The organism is Streptomyces sp. NBC_01012 (genome assembly GCF_045162755.1).
Lineage (GTDB): Bacteria > Actinomycetota > Actinomycetes > Streptomycetales > Streptomycetaceae > Streptomyces.
Window position 1 is genome coordinate 226,603 of sequence record NZ_CP108688.1, and the last position, 17,112, is coordinate 243,714.

At 71.4% G+C, this 17,112-nt stretch carries 12 protein-coding genes and 1 riboswitch; of the genes, 6 read left to right on the forward strand and 6 right to left on the reverse strand.

Annotation, left to right across the window (positions count from 1 at the left end):
* Positions 1 to 102 precede the first annotated feature (102 nt).
* Together OG623_RS00970 and OG623_RS00975 are read left to right on the forward strand one after the other, a co-directional pair.
* A complete protein-coding gene (locus OG623_RS00970) occupies positions 103 to 1,311 on the forward strand; it encodes a lycopene cyclase family protein (protein ID WP_406143383.1) in 1,209 nt (402 codons plus the stop codon).
* Positions 1,311 to 2,864 (forward strand): FAD-dependent oxidoreductase, encoded by a 1,554-nt coding sequence (locus OG623_RS00975; protein ID WP_406143384.1) that lies wholly within the window; start codon positions 1,311 to 1,313, stop codon positions 2,862 to 2,864. The genes OG623_RS00970 and OG623_RS00975 overlap by 1 nt, the downstream gene beginning before the upstream one ends.
* Before the next feature lie 3 nt (positions 2,865 to 2,867).
* Here OG623_RS00975 and OG623_RS00980 read toward each other — a convergent pair whose 3' ends face one another.
* The 4 genes from OG623_RS00980 to OG623_RS00995 all read right to left on the reverse strand — a co-directional run bounded on the left by OG623_RS00980 (position 2,868) and on the right by OG623_RS00995 (position 7,042).
* Positions 2,868 to 3,875 carry a DUF5914 domain-containing protein gene (locus OG623_RS00980; RefSeq protein WP_406143385.1) on the reverse strand — a complete coding sequence of 336 codons (1,008 nt, stop codon included), beginning with the start codon at positions 3,873 to 3,875 and terminating at the stop codon, positions 2,868 to 2,870.
* Positions 3,872 to 4,858, reverse strand: coding sequence for a phytoene/squalene synthase family protein (locus tag OG623_RS00985; protein WP_406143387.1), 987 nt, complete (start codon positions 4,856 to 4,858; stop codon positions 3,872 to 3,874). Before OG623_RS00985 ends, OG623_RS00980 begins: the two co-directional genes overlap by 4 nt.
* Positions 4,855 to 6,390 (reverse strand): phytoene desaturase family protein, encoded by a 1,536-nt coding sequence (gene crtI / locus OG623_RS00990; RefSeq protein WP_406143388.1) that lies wholly within the window; start codon positions 6,388 to 6,390, stop codon positions 4,855 to 4,857. Before crtI ends, OG623_RS00985 begins: the two co-directional genes overlap by 4 nt.
* Positions 6,391 to 6,478: 88 nt before the next feature.
* Positions 6,479 to 7,042, reverse strand: a complete 564-nt coding sequence (locus tag OG623_RS00995) for a TetR/AcrR family transcriptional regulator (RefSeq protein WP_406143389.1) — start codon at positions 7,040 to 7,042, stop codon at positions 6,479 to 6,481.
* Positions 7,043 to 7,147: 105 nt separating this feature from the next.
* On the opposite strand from OG623_RS00995, the gene OG623_RS01000 reads away from it, so the two are divergent.
* Positions 7,148 to 8,059, forward strand: a complete 912-nt coding sequence (locus tag OG623_RS01000) for an NmrA/HSCARG family protein (protein ID WP_406143390.1) — start codon at positions 7,148 to 7,150, stop codon at positions 8,057 to 8,059.
* Positions 8,060 to 8,086: 27 nt separating this feature from the next.
* Here OG623_RS01000 and OG623_RS01005 read toward each other — a convergent pair whose 3' ends face one another.
* Positions 8,087 to 9,661, reverse strand: a complete 1,575-nt coding sequence (locus OG623_RS01005) for a glycoside hydrolase family 43 protein (protein WP_406143392.1) — start codon at positions 9,659 to 9,661, stop codon at positions 8,087 to 8,089.
* A gap of 196 nt (positions 9,662 to 9,857) precedes the next feature.
* Here OG623_RS01005 and OG623_RS01010 point away from each other — a divergent pair, with 196 nt between their 5' ends.
* The 3 genes from OG623_RS01010 to OG623_RS01020 all read left to right on the forward strand — a co-directional run bounded on the left by OG623_RS01010 (position 9,858) and on the right by OG623_RS01020 (position 14,578).
* Entirely contained in the window at positions 9,858 to 10,820 is a 963-nt protein-coding gene (locus OG623_RS01010) for a polysaccharide deacetylase family protein (RefSeq protein ID WP_406143394.1), read from the forward strand.
* 13 nt (positions 10,821 to 10,833) lie between these two features.
* Positions 10,834 to 11,025: riboswitch (cobalamin riboswitch) on the forward strand.
* Positions 11,026 to 11,200: 175 nt separating this feature from the next.
* Positions 11,201 to 13,519: a 5-methyltetrahydropteroyltriglutamate--homocysteine S-methyltransferase gene (gene metE / locus OG623_RS01015; RefSeq protein WP_406143395.1), complete on the forward strand. Its 2,319-nt coding sequence runs from the start codon at positions 11,201 to 11,203 to the stop codon at positions 13,517 to 13,519.
* Positions 13,520 to 13,750: 231 nt separating this feature from the next.
* Positions 13,751 to 14,578 carry an aldo/keto reductase gene (locus OG623_RS01020; protein ID WP_406143396.1) on the forward strand — a complete coding sequence of 276 codons (828 nt, stop codon included), beginning with the start codon at positions 13,751 to 13,753 and terminating at the stop codon, positions 14,576 to 14,578.
* A 71-nt stretch (positions 14,579 to 14,649) separates the two neighbouring features.
* Here the strand turns inward: OG623_RS01020 and OG623_RS01025 are convergent, their stop codons facing one another.
* Positions 14,650 to 16,998 carry a GH92 family glycosyl hydrolase gene (locus tag OG623_RS01025; RefSeq protein ID WP_406143397.1) on the reverse strand — a complete coding sequence of 783 codons (2,349 nt, stop codon included), beginning with the start codon at positions 16,996 to 16,998 and terminating at the stop codon, positions 14,650 to 14,652.
* Positions 16,999 to 17,112: the final 114 nt, after the last annotated feature.

The window sequence follows — 17,112 nt, forward strand, 5'->3', positions numbered from 1 at the left end:
AGGCACTCCCCGTGGCGGCTCCTGGCTTCGGCGCCCGTAACGTGATCGGGTTGACAATCTGTCAGCCGTAGGGGACGACGGCGTCCGAGCCGAGGGACAGCGATGACGAACGGACCGCACCCGCCGCTGTCCGATGCCCTGGTCCTGGGTGGCGGCGCCGCCGGACTCTGCCTGGCCCACTGGCTCACCAGGACCGGTACGGGGGTGACCCTGGTCGAGGCCCCCCACGGACCGCTGCGCCCGGCCGAGCGCACCTGGTGCTACTGGGAGGCGGGTACCGGCGAGTTCGACGAGGCTGTCGTCGCCTCCTGGGAGCGGCTGCGGGTGCGGGGCCCGGACGGCGCGGTCATCGAGTCGGGGCCGGCGCCCCTGCACTACCGCATGGTGCGCTCAGCCGCCTTCGAACGGCTGGTTCTCTCAGGGCTGTCCGCCTCCCCGACGGCCCGCGTCCTGCGTGCCACGGCCCACGAGGTGCGCGACGCACCGTACGGCGCGGAAGTGCGCTGTACGACGGCCGGCGGCCGTCCGCTCACCCTGCGCGGCAGACACGTCTTCGACTCACGGCCCGTGCGTGTCGTACCACCGCACCACACGCTGCTGCTTCAGCACTTCAGGGGCTGGTACGTGCGCACCGCCGTCCCCCGCTTCGAGCCCGGCGTCGCGGACCTCATGGACTTCCGGGTCCCGCAGCCCCGTCATGGGCTGGCGTTCGGCTATGTTCTGCCGCTCGCACCGGACCGGGCGCTGGTGGAGTACACCGAGTTCTCCCGTGCCCCGCTCACGACAGACGCGTACGAGGCCGCCCTGCGGCAGTACACCGAGGGCGTCCTACGGCTCGGCCGGTTCACCGTGGAGTCGGCCGAGCAGGGTGTCATCCCGATGACCGACGCGCGCTTCGCCCGCCGGACGGGCCGCGCCGTCTTCCGTATCGGGGCCGCCGGAGGCGCCACCCGGCCGGCGACCGGCTACACCTTCGCCGCTGTGCAGCGTCAGAGCCGGGCCATCGCCACCGCGCTGCACCGCGGGTCGCCGGGCGTGGTGCCCCCGCCGCACGGACGCAGGGCGCTCGCCATGGACGCCGTGCTGCTCCGTGCTCTCGACACGGGGCGTGTGGACGGGCCGCGCTTCTTCACCGATCTCTTCCGCCGCGTCCCCATGGAGCGGCTGCTGCGTTTCCTCGACGGCGGGAGCACGCCGTGGGAGGAGTTCGGGATCGGTCTGCGTACGCCCGTGGGTCCGATGCTCCGCACAGCGGCCGAACTCCCCTTCCTCCCCCGCCGGGCCGGCGGCCTGACAGAAGAGAGCCTGTGATGATCCGGCGTCCCGACCCCGCCAGGCACGGACGCGACCGCCGGGCCGAGGTGCTCCTGCCACGGGCGGGGCGCGAGCGCTTCACCGGCGATGCCCCTTCGGCCGCGGTGATCGGCGGTGGCATCGCGGGCCTCGCCGCGGCGACCGGGCTCGCCGAACGCGGGGTCCGCGTGACGCTGTACGAACAGGGCGACGCCCTCGGTGGCCGCCTCGCCGGCAGGCCCGTCCGTCTCGCCGACGGGTCAGGGGCGACGATGAGCCGCGGCTTCCACGCGTTCTTCCGCCAGTACTACAACCTGCGCGGACTGCTGCGCCGTACGGACCCCGGGCTCGCGGCGCTGACTCCGCTGCCGGACTATCCGCTGCGGCACCGCGACGGCATGGCGGACAGTTTCGCCCGGGTGCCGAGGACCCCGCCGTGGAGTGCCCTCGGATTCGTGGCGCTCAGCCCTTCGTTCGGCTGGCGCGACCTCGCTTCGATGAACCCCCGTGAGGCGCTGCCGCTGCTCGACGTGCGGGTGCCCGAGGTGTACGAGCGGTTCGACGGGGTCAGCGCCGCCGACATCCTGCACCGGATCAACTTCCCCGCAGCGGCCCACCATCTGGCCTTCGAGGTGTTCTCCCGCAGCTTCTTCGCCGACCCGCGCGAGCTGTCCGCCGCCGAGCTGCTGCTGATGTTCCACATCTACTTCCTGGGTTCGTCGGAGGGGCTCCTCTTCGACGTGCCGCGCGAGCCGTTTCCCCAGGCCCTCTGGGAGCCCCTGGCCGGCTATCTGCGGCACCTGGGCGCCGAGGTGCGCACCGGTACCCCGGTCCGGCGCGTCCGCCCGGACTCCGACGGAGAGCTGGTCGTGCAGACCGACGGGGCCGACGACCATCACGATGCCGTGGTCCTCGCCCTGGACACCCACGGTCTGCGCCAGGTCGTGGGCGCCTCGGGCCGGTTGGGGTCCGCCTCGTGGCGCGCGGACATCGCGGCCCTGCGCACGGCGCCACCGTTCCTGGTGTCCCGGCTGTGGCTCGACCGACCCGTACGCGCGGACCGTGCGGGGTTTCTCGGCACCAGTGGTTTCGACGGTCTCGACAACGTCAGTGTGCTGGACCGCTGGGAGGGCGAGTCGGCCCGCTGGGCCGCGCGGACGGGAGGCTCCGTCGTCGAACTGCACGCCTACGCCGTCGACGGGGCAGCCGAGCCGAAGGAGGTCCAGCGCCGGATGCTCGACCGGCTGCACGAGGTCTACCCCGAGACGACGGACGCCCGGATCGTCGACGCCCGTCACGAGTGGCGCGCCGACTGTCCTGCCTTCCCCGTGGGCGGCTACCACCGTCGGCCCCCCGTGCGCACGCCTCACCCTCGCGTCGTGCTGGCGGGTGACCTGGTCCGCACCGGCCTCCCCGTCGCGCTGATGGAGCGCGCGGCGACCTCGGGCTTCCTGGCCGCCAACGCGCTCCTCGCCGACTGGGGGATCCGGGGGCAGGTGCTCTGGACCGTTCCGCGCGCCGGGCGCTCCCGTGTGCTGCGCGCCCTCGCAGGCGGGGCCGCCCTGCGCTGATGTTCAGCCGGGGAAGCGCCCGGTGCTCCGCAGCCACCAGCGACGCTCGGCGTACGCCAGGTCGTCGCGCCAGAGCCGGCCCGCCGTCCGGCGCATCAGGGGGCGCAGGGCGGGCGCGACGAGACGGGCCAGGGCGAATCCCCGCCGGTCCGATGCCGCGACGACGGCCTCGACGACGGCGGTCGTCGGGGCGCTCGCACCGGGCCTGGTGAGCGGCGTCGCGTGGGTCTCCACCACCGATCCGGCGCCCTCACCGTCGGTGATGCGCATGACCACCGTGCGCGGGCCAGGCGCGGTGAACACCGCACGCACCGGCACCACGAGTCGGCCGGCGACCTTGAAGGAGACATCGACGGCGAACGCGTCGTCCTCGCCGTCCCGCGGGGTGCCCGTCACCGTCAGGCCGACGAACGCGTACGGGTGGAACCAGGAGCCGTGCCAGGGGTCGAGCCGGTTGGCGACCACGTCCTCCGGTTCGCACCGGCCCACGGCCGTGAACACGGCGTCCACCGCGTCGCCCCGCACGGGCCTCTCCGTGGCGGCCGGGCGCTCCAGCGGGCTCTCGCCCCCTGCCCGGTCCAGCCTGACCCAGACCAGCACCCCGTCGTCGTACACCGGGTACGGTTCCCACCCGGCGAACGGACCGCCGTCCAGGGCCAGTCCGTGCCAGTGGCACAGGAGCGTCCCGCACACCACCCGGCTGTCGCGCAGCGGGGCTCCCAGGTGTGGGCACTCCCCCGGTCCCGCGCGCAGGGATCCGTCGTCGGAGCGCCACAGGACGACTTCCACCCCGGCGACGGTCCGGCCGTAGGGGCGTTCCCGTACGCCGATGTCCCGGGAGGCGCCGACGACGTACCAGTTGCCCGACGGCCTGGCGGCCGACCGCTTCAGCGCTTCGGCGATCACGGTGGGCTGCGCCTCGCGCCAGGTCGGCGCCTGCCGTTCCCAGCGGGGGGCTCGCCGCACCCGCAGGGGTGATGTCCACGTCCTCGTCGAGCGCCGTCCGTTCATCGCGGTGTGCCCTTCGCTCCGGCGACCGCCTCCTGTGTCGACGCGGGCGGCCGGGTCCGCATCCGTGCTCCCAGGATCCGTACGAGTCCGCCGGCGGCGGTGACGGCGCGCCGTCGGCGCGGCACCACGGAGCGCCGGTGCAGCACCCGGTAGCCGTCGGCGGCGATCGTGTCGAGGATCGCCCGGTACAGGACGAACGCCGTACGGATGCACGGCCGTACCCGTGGTTCCAGCAGGGCGATGCCCGGCTCCGCCTCGCGGTACACGGTCCGCACGAGCCGGTCGGCGTCGGCGAAGGCCGCCAGGAGACGCGGGTCGTGCCGTCCGGTGCGGCGGCTCCATTCGAGCAGGGAGCGGTCGACGCCATGGGCTCCGAGCAGGTCGGCGGGCAGGTAGACGCGCCCCCGGTCCAGGTCCTCGCCCACGTCGCGCAGGAAGTTGGTGAGCTGGAACGCCACGCCGAGCGCGGCGGCGTGCGGTGCCGCCTCCTCGCGGGCCACGACCGTCCCGAGTACGGGCAGCATCTGGAGCCCGATCACCGCTGCCGAACCGTGCATGTAGACCCGCAGATCCGCGTACGTCGGATAGTCGGTGACCGTCAGGTCGCTGCGCATGGACGCCAGGAAGTCGGCGAACAGGCTGTGGTCGATGGCATAGCGCTCCGCGGTGTCGGCGACGGCCCTGACCACCGGCTCCTCGGCGTCTCCCGTACGCAGGCCATGGGCCAGGTCGCTCTCCAGCAGACGCAGCAGACGGTCGCGTTCCGCGGGGGGCTGCCTGCGGTCCAGGTCGTCCACGATGTCGTCCGCCCACCGGGCGAAGCCGTAGAGCGCGTGCACGGCGCAGCGTCGTTCGACCGGGAGCAGCCGCGTGGCGAGGAAGTACGTGCGGCCGTGCTGCGCGTTCAGCTGTCGGCACCGGGCGTAGGCGGCGCGCAGAACGGGCCCGGTGATCCCGGCTGCGTCCAGCTCACGGGTGTTCATCGGCTGTGCCCTTCGAGGACGGGGGTACGGCGGTGCGCGCCTGTCGCGCCCGGACTGCCTGTGATGCGGGCGGCGGCGAGCTTGCCGCTCACGAGTACGGTCGGGACGCCCACCCCTGGTGTGGTTCCGCATCCGGCGAGGACGACGTTGTCGTATCCGCGGACGAGGTTGCGTGGCCGGAAGGGACCGGTCTGCGCGAAGGTGTGGGACACGGAGAACGGAGTGCCGGCCGCGTGGCCGTCGGCCGTCCAGTCCACCGGGGTGACCAGCAGCTCCCGGTCGACGGATGCCTCGAATCCGTCGAGCCCCCGGCGCTCCAGCTCGGCCAGCAGCCGGTCGCGGTAGCGCGGGCCGAGACCGCGCCAGGTGCCCGCCGATGGGCCGGTCGCGGTGTTGGGGCACGGGGCGAGTACGTAGTGCAGGTGTCTGCCTTCGGGGGCCAGCGTCGGATCGTGGGTCGTCGGCCGGGTGATCAGCAGTGAGGGGTCGCTCATGACTCGGCCTGTCCGGGTGAGTTCGTCGAAGGTGCGTTCCCAGGCGGCGCCGAAGGAGAGGGTGTGGTGCGCGAGGTCGGGCCAGGTGCGGTCCGTGCCGGCGTGCAGGACTACGGCCGACGGCGCGTGCCGCAGTCGCACGGGACGTCGCGGTGCCCGGCCCAGGAGCCGGTGGGCGACGGGCAGATCCGGTGTCAGGACGACCGCGTCGCAGGCGATGCGCTCCCCCGAAGCCAGCCGGACGGCTCGCACCCGCCCGGCGGTGGTCTCGAGCCGGGTCGCCTCGGCCGACCAGCGGAACTCTCCTCCGGCGTCGGCCGCCGCGTCCGCCATGGCCCGGGGCAGCGCGTACATGCCGCCCTTCGGGAACCAGACGCCCGCGACCGTGTCCATGTAGGCGATGACGGCGTAGGCGGCGAGCGCACGGGCCGGGGCGACTCCCGCGTACAGCGACTGGAAGGAGAACACCCGGCGCAGCCGCGGGTCGGACAGGAATCTGCCGATCTGCGGGTCGAGCCGGCCGAAGCCGCCCAGGGCCGCCAGCCGGGCGAGGTCGGGGTGCACGAGCTGGAAGGGCGAGTCGAAGTTGGTGTCGATGAAGCGGCGCATCTGCGCCCGGTACATCCGCTCCAGCCAGTGGCGCAGCCGCCGGTACCCCTCGGCCTCCGTGGCCCCGGCGAACCGGCGGACCTCGGCCTCCATGACGTCGCCGTCCGTGTGTACGTCCAGCCGGCTGCCGTCCGCGAAGCGGGCACGGTAGGCCGGGTGCAGGCCGACCAGCTCCACCCGCCGGTAAAGGCTGTCGCCGACGGCGGCGAAGGCCTCGTCGGCCAGGTGGGGCATGGTCAGGACCGTCGGCCCCGTGTCCACGCGGTAGCCGCCGAGTTCCAGCCGCCCCGCACGGCCTCCGGGTGCGGCGTCCCGCTCGACGACGGTCACCCGGCGGCCCGCGCCGAGCAGATGGAGGGTGGCGGCGAGGCCGGACAGGCCGGCGCCGACCACCACCACGTGGTCCGTGGGGCCGGACACGGTCCTCATGCGCGCTCCTCGTTCCGGGCGGTGACCACGGCGCAGGGCCGTTGATCCCCCTATGCCTGCCCGGCGACCTGCCTGGTCGGAGCGGAGTTCACCCGGACGGCGGACAGATGCCCCGCACGGTCAGGGCGAGCAGCCGGTCCGCCTCGGCGGCGGGGTCGGGGTGGTGCTCCGTGGCCAGCGCGATGCCCGTGACGAGTGTGATCAGGTCGGTGATGGTCACGTCCGGTGCCACCACGCCGGCCTCGGCGGCGCGCCGCAGCAGGGGGGCGGCCGCGCCGGTCAGCTTGGCCGAGCAGGCGTTCACATAGTCCGGGCCCTCCGTCTCCGCGTGGGTCAGCGTGTCGGCCAGGCCTCGTGCCGAGGTGGCGTAGGAGGTGAGCGCGCTCAGCCAGTCGAGGAGGGCGGACCTGGCGTCGGGGGCGTCGGCCAGCTCATCGGCACGGGTGCGCAGGGCCTCGATCCGCTCGCTGAACACGGCTTGGAGCAGGGCGCCCCGGTTGGGGAAGTGCCGGCGCACGGTGGCCGATCCGACTCCGGCGACCCGGGCGATCTGCTCCAGGGATGCCTCGGCGCCGTGCGCGGCGACCTCCTCCTCGGCCACGGCGAGGATGCGCGCGTAGTTGCGCCGGGCGTCCGCACGCTGGGCGGTCATCTGTCATCTCCTGGGCTTGCTAAGTGGCGGGGCCCTCCGTATCGTAACCGAACATAAGCGGCGGGCCCCGCCGCTTATCAGAGCGACACCTGCCCGAGGAACACCATGACTTCAGATTCCAAGCCTGTCCTGGTCGTCGGCTCCACCGGCCAGCAGGGCGGCGCCACCGCCCGGGCCCTGCTCGCGAAGGGGGTGCCGGTCCGGGCGCTGGTCCGTGACCCGGCCGGCGCCCGGGCGAAGGCCGTCGAGGCGCTCGGCGCCGAGCTGGTCGCCGGCGACCTGGACGACCGTGACTCCCTGACCCGGGCCGCCGAAGGAGCCCGAGCCGTCTTCTCCGTCCAGATGCCCGATCTGGACGGCCGCGGCTTCGAAGGCGAGCTCGACCAGGCCATCCGCCTGATCGAGAGCGCACGGGCCGCCGGCGTGCCTCAGTTCGTCCACACATCCGTCTCGGGCGCCGGGCAGCACACCAGCTGGGTCAAGGACCGCTGGAGCTGGATGGAGCCCTACTACACCGCGAAGGCCGGGGTCCAGGACCGGGTACGCGAGGCGGGCTTCACGCACTGGACGCTCATCAAGCCCGGCTACTTCATGGAGAACCTTCTCCCCTCCAAGGAGATCGTGTTTCCCCGCGGGGTGGAGGGCGGCCTGGTGACCCTGCTGAAGCCCACGACCCGGCTGTCCCTCGTCGCCGTCGACGACATCGGCAGGGCGGCGGCCGCCGCCGTCGCCGCACCGGAGCGTTTCCACGAGGTCGAGCTGGAGCTGGCGAGCGACTGCCTGCCCATGACGGACATCGCCGCGGTCCTCTCGCGCCGTCTCGGTGTCGAGCTGACAGCTCCCGACATGACAGCGGAGGAGGCGACCGCCGCGGGGATGCCCGACATGGGCTTCGGCCAGTCGGGCATGAACGAGCACCCCCAGCCCGCCCGCCCGGAATTCGCGCGGGAGCTCGGCATCCCCCTCACCTCCTTCGACGAGTGGGCCGAGGCCCACCTGCGGCCGGCCTCGTCCTGAGGCCTGTCCGGCGCCGGTGGCGCTCCGTCAGGCGGGCCGCAGGTCGAACCAGTCGAAGGCCGGGGCGCCACGGGTCGCGTACATGCCGACCACCCGGCCGGTGAAACCCCCCGCGACCTCGGTGGTGAGGTAGCGCCCGTCGAGTTCGGCGAGTACCTCGAAGTCCCCGTCGGCAGTCTCGTACCCCATGCGCAGGGTGTCGGGGCCGCCGACCCGGAGGCCGGAGGCCTCCACGGTGCCGTCACCCTCGGGACGCACGACGACGGTGGGCGGCAGTACATCTGTTGTGGTCACATCGATCCGCAGGACCAAGGGGCCGGTGGGTACCGTCCGTTCGGCCACGGTCCGACGCAACGGACCTATGCGCGCGACCGCACGCACCCTGCCGCCCTCGGCCTCCACCTCGTAGTGGTGGGCCTCGTCGAGCCGTACGGCCATCCCGCCCCTGCCTCCTTCACCAGGGTCGGCCAGCACCCGCGCGCTGCAGTCCGGATCACGCTGGCGCCTCCCGACGAACAGGGCGCCCGGCCGGTCCAGGCTGTCCGCGCGGGCGTGCAGCACCAGATGTCCGGGGCGCTCGTCGAGGCGTACGGCGCCCGGGTCCTGCCTGCGTGGCGACACCCAGCAGGGCGCGAGTACCGCGGAGTCGAAGTCGTCCCGGTACGGCTCCTCGGGCCAGGGGCGCGGGGGCAGCGCCGGAGCCTCGGCACGCAGCTCCAGCGGGCCGGGCAGGGGCCACTCGTCCACCCAGCGCACCGGCGCCAGGAACGTCTCCCGGCCCAGGCCGTGGTATCCGGGCGTGTCACCACGGGGCCTGGTGCCCAGCAGGACCATCCACCATGTTCCGTCGTGGGCCTCCACCAGATCCCCGTGACCGGTGTTCTGCACGGGGTGGCCTGTACTGCGGTGGGACAGCACGGGGTTGTCCGGGTGTGGTTCGAAGGGACCCGGCAGCGTCCGCGCCCTGGCCACCGACATCGCGTGCCCGCGTTCCGTCCCGCCCTCCGACAGGAGCAGATACCACCAGTCGCCGATCCGGTAGAGGTGCGGCCCCTCGGGATACTGGAGCCCGCTCCCCGACCACATGTCCACCGGCTCACCGAGCAGTTCACCCGTCTCCGGCTCGATGCGCACCCCACGGATGCCGTCGTGGGAGAACACGCACCAGCAGTTGCCCTCGTCGTCCCAGGCCAGATCGGGGTCGATGCCCGGGATGCCGACCGGCACGGGCTCCGACCACGGGCCTGCGGGGTCCTCTGCGGTCGCCAGGACGGTGCCCGCGCCTGCCACCACGGTCGTGATCATCCAGAAACGGCCGTCATGGTGGCGCAGCGTGGGCGCGTACACCCCGCAGGAGGACGGAGCCGTGTCGGCCAGCGCCAACCGCGAAGGGCGGTCAAGGGCATGTCCGATCAGCCGCCAGTGCACGAGATCCCTGCTGTGCCACAGCGGGACCCCGGGGACGTACTCGAAGCTGGACGTCGCCACGTAGTAGTCCTCGCCCACGCGGCAGACACTCGGATCCGGACTGAAGCCGGGTATCACGGGATTGTCGAAGAGCACCTGGACCGTCCTCGGGTCAGGCCCCGAGTCGCAGGGCATGATCGTTGAAGCGCTTCGAAGATGGCAGTCGTGCAGGTGGGTGTCAAGCGAGCGGGGCGGACCTTCGACAACCTGTGCGGGCGTGTGAGTTGGCCGTATTGAAGCGCTTCGACTCACCCTTGGCTCGGAGGAGAGTGGGTTCCTGCGGGTCCACAACCATGTGCGCGACCGTCGGGGTGGGGAGCAGACTGCGGGCATGGACCAAGAAGCTGTCGGATCTTCCGGTGTGAACCCTTCGGCGCGGTGGAACCGCGTGCTCGGGTTCCCGCCGGACGCCCGCCTGTTGATCGTCAACTGCGACGACTTCGGCATGTATCCCGCGATCAACACCGCGGTGATCGAATCGATCGAGCAGGGGATCGCGGGGTCGTGCAGCCTCATGACCGTGTGTCCAGCGGCGCAGGACGCCGTACGGCTGCTGCGGCGACGGCCGGACGTCCCGTTCGGGATCCATCTCACCCTGGTGTGTGAGATGCCCGGGCACCCGTGGGGTCCCCTGGCCGCGAAGGACAAGGTGCCCTCGCTGCTCGACCCCGCGGGCAACTTCTTCGCGCCGACGCCGGCAGGACGGACCGCCCTACTCGGCCGTGCCCGGCCCGACGAGGTCGAGACCGAGTTCCGCGCGCAGCTGGACGCCGTGACCGAGAAGGGGCTCACGCCCACCCATCTGGACTTCCACTGCCTGGCCGACGGAGGCCGCGACGACATCCTGGACCTGACCGTGGAACTGGCCCGGGAGTACGGCCTCGCCGTCCGCGTATGGCTGGAGCCGGGCCTTCGGGCGATGCGGCGGCGGGGGCTGCCCGTCGTCGACCACGACTTCCTGGACAGCTTCTCCCTGGCGACCGAGGACAAGGCGGCACGGTATGCCCGACTGCTCCAGGCGCTGCCGATCGGTCTCAGCGAATGGGCCGTGCATCCCGGTCTCGGCGACCGTGAGGCGACAACCGTCGACAGCGGATGGCGGGTGCGCCGTGCCGACCACGACTTCCTCACGTCACCCGAGGCCCGTGAGGCCGTGGAACGGGAGGGCATCACGGTGATCGACCACCGGGCCCTTCAGCGTGTCTGGGCACGCGACGCCGGGGCCACCGTGGGCCGCCGCCCCGGCCATCCGCATGCTGGACCTGGCGCACCGGACGCCCGGACGGACCCGTAGGCTGGCGGGTGCAGCTGGTTCGCCCCGTCCGCCAGACGGGATGCGTCGCAAGAGGGAACCCGGTGGAATTCCGGGACTGCCCCGCAGCGGTGAGCGGGAACGACCGCCGTCATACGCACTGGGTCCGACGTACCGGGCCTGGGAAGCGACGGCCATTAGGTGTCCTCCTTGAGGGCGTGCCCGCGAGTCCGAAGACCTGCCATCTGCCCGCGCGCGGACGAACCGTGCGCGGACCATCCCGGTGACCTCGTGGGCGGGTCGGCGTACATACCAGGCGGATCACCGCGTCGTCCGGCGCGCCTCCCGTCCGGTACGTCACCCCTTCGCGCTCTCGTCCCGTCTCCGGGATCTCAGGGATTCATCTCGCGAAGGAGATCTCCGTGACCACCGAGCACCCGACCGCGGCAGCGCGGTCCACCGTGTACGGCTACCCCCGGCAGGGACAGAACCGGGAACTGAAGAAGGCCGTCGAGGGCTACTGGAAGGGACGGGTCACCGCGGACGCCCTCCGCGCCACCGCGGCGGAGCTACGTCGTACCACCTGGCAGCAGCTGGGCGCCGACGGTATCGACGAGGTCCCGACCGGGGACTTCTCGTACTACGACCATGTGCTGGACACCACCGTCATGGTCGGTGCCGTCCCCGCACGCCATCGCGAGGCGGTCGCAGCCGACCCGCTCGACGGCTACTTCGCGATGGCGCGTGGCACGCAGGACGTCGCACCACTGGAGATGACCAAGTGGTTCGACACCAACTACCACTATCTGGTCCCGGAGCTGGGCCCGGACACGGTCTTCACGGCGAACTCGGCCAAGCAGGTGGCCGAGCTCAAGGAGGCGGTAGCCCTGGGGGCCACCGCCAGGCCGGTCCTGGTGGGTCCGGTGACGTATCTGCTCCTGGCCAAGCCCGCCCCGGGTGTCGCCGCGGACTTCGACACGCTCACGCTCCTGGACCGCCTGCTGCCGGTGTACGCCGAGGTGCTCGGCGACCTGCGTGCGGCCGGCGCCGAGTGGGTGCAGCTCGACGAGCCCGCACTCGTCCAGGACCGCGGCCAGGCCGAACTGGCCGCCGTCGAGCGCGCCTACCAGCTGCTGGGCACGCTCGCCGACCGGCCCAAGCTGCTGGTCGCCTCCTACTTCGGCCGGCTGGGCGAAGCCCTTCCCGTCCTCGCCAAGGCACCGGTGGACGGGCTCGCGCTGGACTTCACCGAGGCCGCCGCCGCGAATCTGGACGCTCTGGCCGCGGTCGGCGGGCTTCCCGGCAAGCGCCTGGTCGCGGGGGTCGTCAACGGGCGCAACATCTGGATCAACGACCTGGAGAAGTCGCTCTCCACGCTCGGCACCCTGCTCGGGCTCGCCGGACGCGTCGACGTGGCGCCCTCCTGCTCCCTGCTGCACGTCCCCCTGGACACCACGGCCGAACGCGACATCGACCCGCAGCTCCTGCGCTGGCTGGCCTTCGCCCGGCAGAAGACCGCCGAAGTCGTGACTCTGGCCCGGGGAATCACCCGGGGCACCGGCGCCATCACCGCCGAACTCGCCGCCAACCGGGCCGACCTTGCCTCCCGCACGCACTCCCCGGTCACCCGGGACCCCGCTGTCCGCACCAGGACAGCCGCGGTGACCGAGGGCGACGCCCGCCGCTCGCAGCCGTACAGCGAACGGGCCTCTGCCCAGCGTGCGCACCTCGGGCTGCCCCTGCTGCCGACGACCACCATCGGCTCGTTCCCGCAGACGGACGAACTGCGCACCGCCCGGGCCGACCTGCGCGCCGGACGTATCGACGCGGCCGGGTACGAGGAGCGCATCAAGGCCGAGATCCAGGAGGTCATCTCCTTCCAGGAGGAGACCGGGCTGGACGTCCTGGTGCACGGCGAGGCCGAACGCAATGACATGGTGCAGTACTTCGCGGAGCGGCTGACCGGGTACCTCGCCACCCAGCACGGCTGGGTCCAGTCCTACGGCACCCGCTATGTCCGTCCTCCGGTACTGGCGGGCGACATCTCCCGCCCCGAGCCGATGACGGTGGGCTGGACGACGTATGCCCAGTCGCTCACCGACCGTCCGGTCAAGGGCATGCTCACCGGGCCTGTCACCATGCTCGCCTGGTCCTTCGTCCGCGACGACCAGCCTCTCGGGGACACCGCCCGCCAGGTCGCGCTCGCTCTCCGGGACGAGGTGAACGATCTGGAGGCCGCGGGGACTTCGGTCATCCAGGTGGACGAGCCCGCACTGCGCGAGACACTGCCGCTGCGCGCCGCCGACCACCAGGAGTATCTCGCCTGGGCGACGGAGTCGTTCCGGCTCACCACCGGCGGGGTGCGACCGGACACCCAGATCCACACCCATATGTGCTATGCCGAGTTCGGTGACATCGTCCAGGCCATCGACGACCTCGACGCCGACGTCATCAGCCTGGAGGCCGCACGCTCCCACATGCAGGTCGCCCACGAGCTGGCGGACCACGGATACCCGCGTGAAGCGGGACCCGGCGTGTACGACATCCACTCGCCCCGTGTTCCGAGCGCCGATGAGGCCGCCGAGCTGCTGCGCACCGGACTGAAGGCGATCCCGGCCGGCCGGCTGTGGGTCAATCCGGACTGCGGGCTCAAGACCCGTGGCTGGCCGGAGACCCGCGTCTCGCTGGAGAACCTCGTGTCCGCGGCCCGTACGGTCCGCGGCGAGCTGCCGGCGTCCTGACCCTCAGGGCCGGCTCGGGGCGCCCCCGTGGCCCCCGGGCCGGTCCCACCAGGTCATATCCCCAGGCCACTGATTACCTGTTTCAACCTGTTTGCGGTGGTTGGTGTCGGGTACCCCACAGAGAGGGCGGAATGCAGCGTTCCGCTGCGGGGCCGTAAGGATCCACGGGCTGAGCCGTCACCCGTGGCCACCGGTGCCGCCGACCCGAACACCGACGAGAAGGAGTCATCCGTGTCCTCGGTACCCGCCATCACGCTCAACAACGGTGTGGAGATCCCCCAGCTCGGCTTCGGGACCTTCCAGATCCCGCCGGAAGAGACCCGCGAAACCACCCTGGCGGCCCTGGAGACCGGCTACCGGCACATCGACACGGCGCAGATGTACGGCAACGAACAGGAGGTCGGCCAGGCGGTCCGTGACTCGGGCCTCGACCGTTCCGACGTCTTCGTCACCAGCAAGCTGGACAACGACGCCCATCCGTACGACGACGCCCTCAAGGCGTTCGAGCGCACCATGGAGAGGCTCCAGCTCGGCCATCTCGACCTCTTCCTCATCCACTGGCCGCTGCCCGACAAGGGCGACTTCGTGGAGACCTGGAAGGCGCTGGAGGAGATCTACCGCTCAGGCCGTGTCAAGGCCATCGGCGTATCGAACTTCCAGCCGCACCACCTGCGCCGGCTGCTGGACGGCGGCACCGTGGTGCCCGCCGTCAACCAGATCGAGGTGCATCCCTACCTCACCCAGGACACCGTCAGGTCCTTCGACGCCGAACACGGCATCGCGACGGAGGCCTGGTCGCCGATCGCACAGGGCAAGGTGCTCGACGACCCCACGCTCGCGCGTATCGCGGAGCGGGTGGGCAAGTCGACGGCGCAGGTCACACTGCGCTGGCATCTGCAGCGCGGGGACATCGTGTTCCCCAAGTCGGTGACCCTGCGGCGTATCCAGCAGAACTTCGACCTCTTCGACTTCGAGCTCACCGAAGGGGACATGGGCGAGATCAGTGCCCTGAACCGCGACGAGCGCACCGGGTTCGACCCGGACCGGTTCAACGGCTGAACGTCTCCACGCAGCGCGGGACCCGCCCCTCGGCGAGAGGCGGGTCCCGCGGCACGGAGAGCTTCAGCGTGTCACTTCAGGGCGGGCGGTGCCGAGTCCGCCGATGTGCCCCATTGCGAGGGTTCCGTGCCGACCTCGAAGGACAGGTCGCGGGTGCGGCGGATGTCCTCGGTGGTCAGATACGTCTTCCCGTACGCGTCCCCGTCCGTCCGCGCCGACTGGATGTAGCGCGCGGAGTCGGAGGTGCCCGGGGCCTTCACGGTCAGGCTGCCCTTGGGGTAGTAACGCCGGTCGAGGGTCAGGTCCACCCTTTCGAAGACGGGGGTCGACAGGCCCCAGGTGTCGGTCCCCGGCTGGACCGGGAAGATCCCGATCGAGGAGAGGACGTTCCAGGCGGACATCGTCCCCAGGTCGTCGTTCCCCGTCATCCCGGTCGGGGTGTCCGTGAAGAGCGTGAGCGCGGCGTGCACCACGTCGGTCGTCTTCCAGGGCTGACCGGTGGAGAGGTAGGTGTACGGGGCGATCAGGTCGGGTTCGTTCTGCGGGTTGTACTTGTCCGCGTTGTAGTAGTCGTACGGTCCGTTCACCCACACCTCGGCGGCGGTCTTCGCCGGGTCCTCGAGCAGCTGCTCGTAGGCGAAGAAGGAGTCGAGCCGTTCGTTGGCGGACGCGGTGCCACCGATCAGGTCGACCATGCCGGGCAGGTCCTGCGGCACGAGCCACTGGTACTGCCAGGACGTGCCCTCGTGGAAGCCCTCGCTCTCCGCCGGGTCCACGGGTCCTGTGAAGTCACCGTTCTCGTCCCGGGCCCGGAAGAAGCCGGTGGAACTGTCGAAGATCTTGCGGTAGTTCTGCGCCCGCTCCGTGTACCGCGCCGCGTCGTCCTCGTGCCCCAGTTCCTTGGCCATCTGCCCGAGCATCGCGTCGGACAGCGCGTACTCCAGGGTCGCGGAGGCACCGTGGTCGTAGTCGGAGTCACCGGGCTTCACATGGGCGCGGTCCTTGATGTACGGCGCGAAGCCGTCGGCGAGGTACTCCTTGTTGGCCTCGCGGCCCACGGGAGCGGAGTCGGCGGGAGGCACACCGTCGGCGTTCTTCTTCAGCGCGCGGTAGGCCTGTTCCTCGTACCCCTTGAGCAGCCCCTGCTGGTAGGCGTTGGTGAGGAACGGCGTGACCGGGTCACCGGTCATGATGTTCGTCTCGACCGTGCCGTAGCCCCACTTGGGCAGCCAGCCGCTGTCCTCGTCGATCTTGATGACGGAGATGGCCATGTCACGGGACTCGTGCGGTGCGAGCAGCGACAGGAGCTGGGCCTGGGTCCGGTAGGTGTCCCAGAGCGACCAGTTCTGGTAGTAGGTGAATCCCTTGGCCCGGTGGGTCTTCTGGTCCCAGCCGGTGTAGCGGCCGTCGACGTCGCTGCCGATGTTCGGCGCGAGGAAGGACCGGTAGAGCGACGAGTAGAAGGTCCGCCGCAGGGTCTCGCTGCCGCCCTGCGCCCGGACGTCGCCGAGGCGGTCCTCCCAGGCGGCCCGCGCGGCGTGCGCGACACCGTCGTACGAACGGCCGCCTTCGGCGTGGAGGTTGCGTGCGGCACCCTCGGCGTCCACGTAGGAGATCGCGGTGGTCGCCTCGACCGTGCGGTCCTTGGACGTGTCGAACCGTACGAACGCGCCGTTTCGCTCGTCGTCCGCCGATGAGGACGTGGACCCGGTGGTGACCTTGTCACCCTTCCAGGTGCCGGATGTGGTGAACGGCCGGTCGAAGCGGGTGATGGTGTAGACCGTGTACGGCTTGGTGTCCTGGCAGAAGCCGCTGCCGGTGATGGCCGTACGCACGGTGCGGTTGTCGAGGATCTCGACGTCGGTGTTCTCGGTCTTGTGCAGCGACTGGCCGGCGTTGATGAGGACGTTGGCCTTGTCCGTGGCGGGGAAGGTGTAGCGCTGCACTCCGGTGCGCTCGGTGGCGCTCAGCTCCGCCTTGATGCCCGTCTTGAGGGCGACCTCGTAGGTGCCGGGGCTCGCCTTCTCGTCGTCATGGCTGAACTCGGCCTCGTACTGCGCGTTGTCCGTCGAGGTGATGTCACCGGTCGTCGGCAGCACCGGGAGGTCACCGCCGAGGCCGCAGCCCACACCGGAGATATGGACGGTGGAGAAGCCCCTGATGTGGTTCTCCGAGTAGTCGTAGCCCGTGTTGTGCCCGGTGTCGGGCGAGAACTGCACCATGCCGAAGGGCACCGCGGCGCCCGGGTAGGTGTTGCCCTCGTTCTCGGTGCCGATGAAGGGATTGACGAGATCGGTGAGCCGGGCACGCTCGGCGTGCCGCCCTCCGTCCGCCACGGCAGGTGCGGCGACGGCGCCGCCGATGAGGGCGGCCGTGGCGGCCACCGTCCCCGCACCGCGAATCCAGTGGGTCCATCTCATGGAATGAGCGCCTCTCGACCGTAGACAACGTTGTCAGCGCACTGCGCGATCATTCTTCGCCCGGCTGCGTGTACTCGTCAAGACTCGCGACGGACCGCGAACACCCGTTCCGCG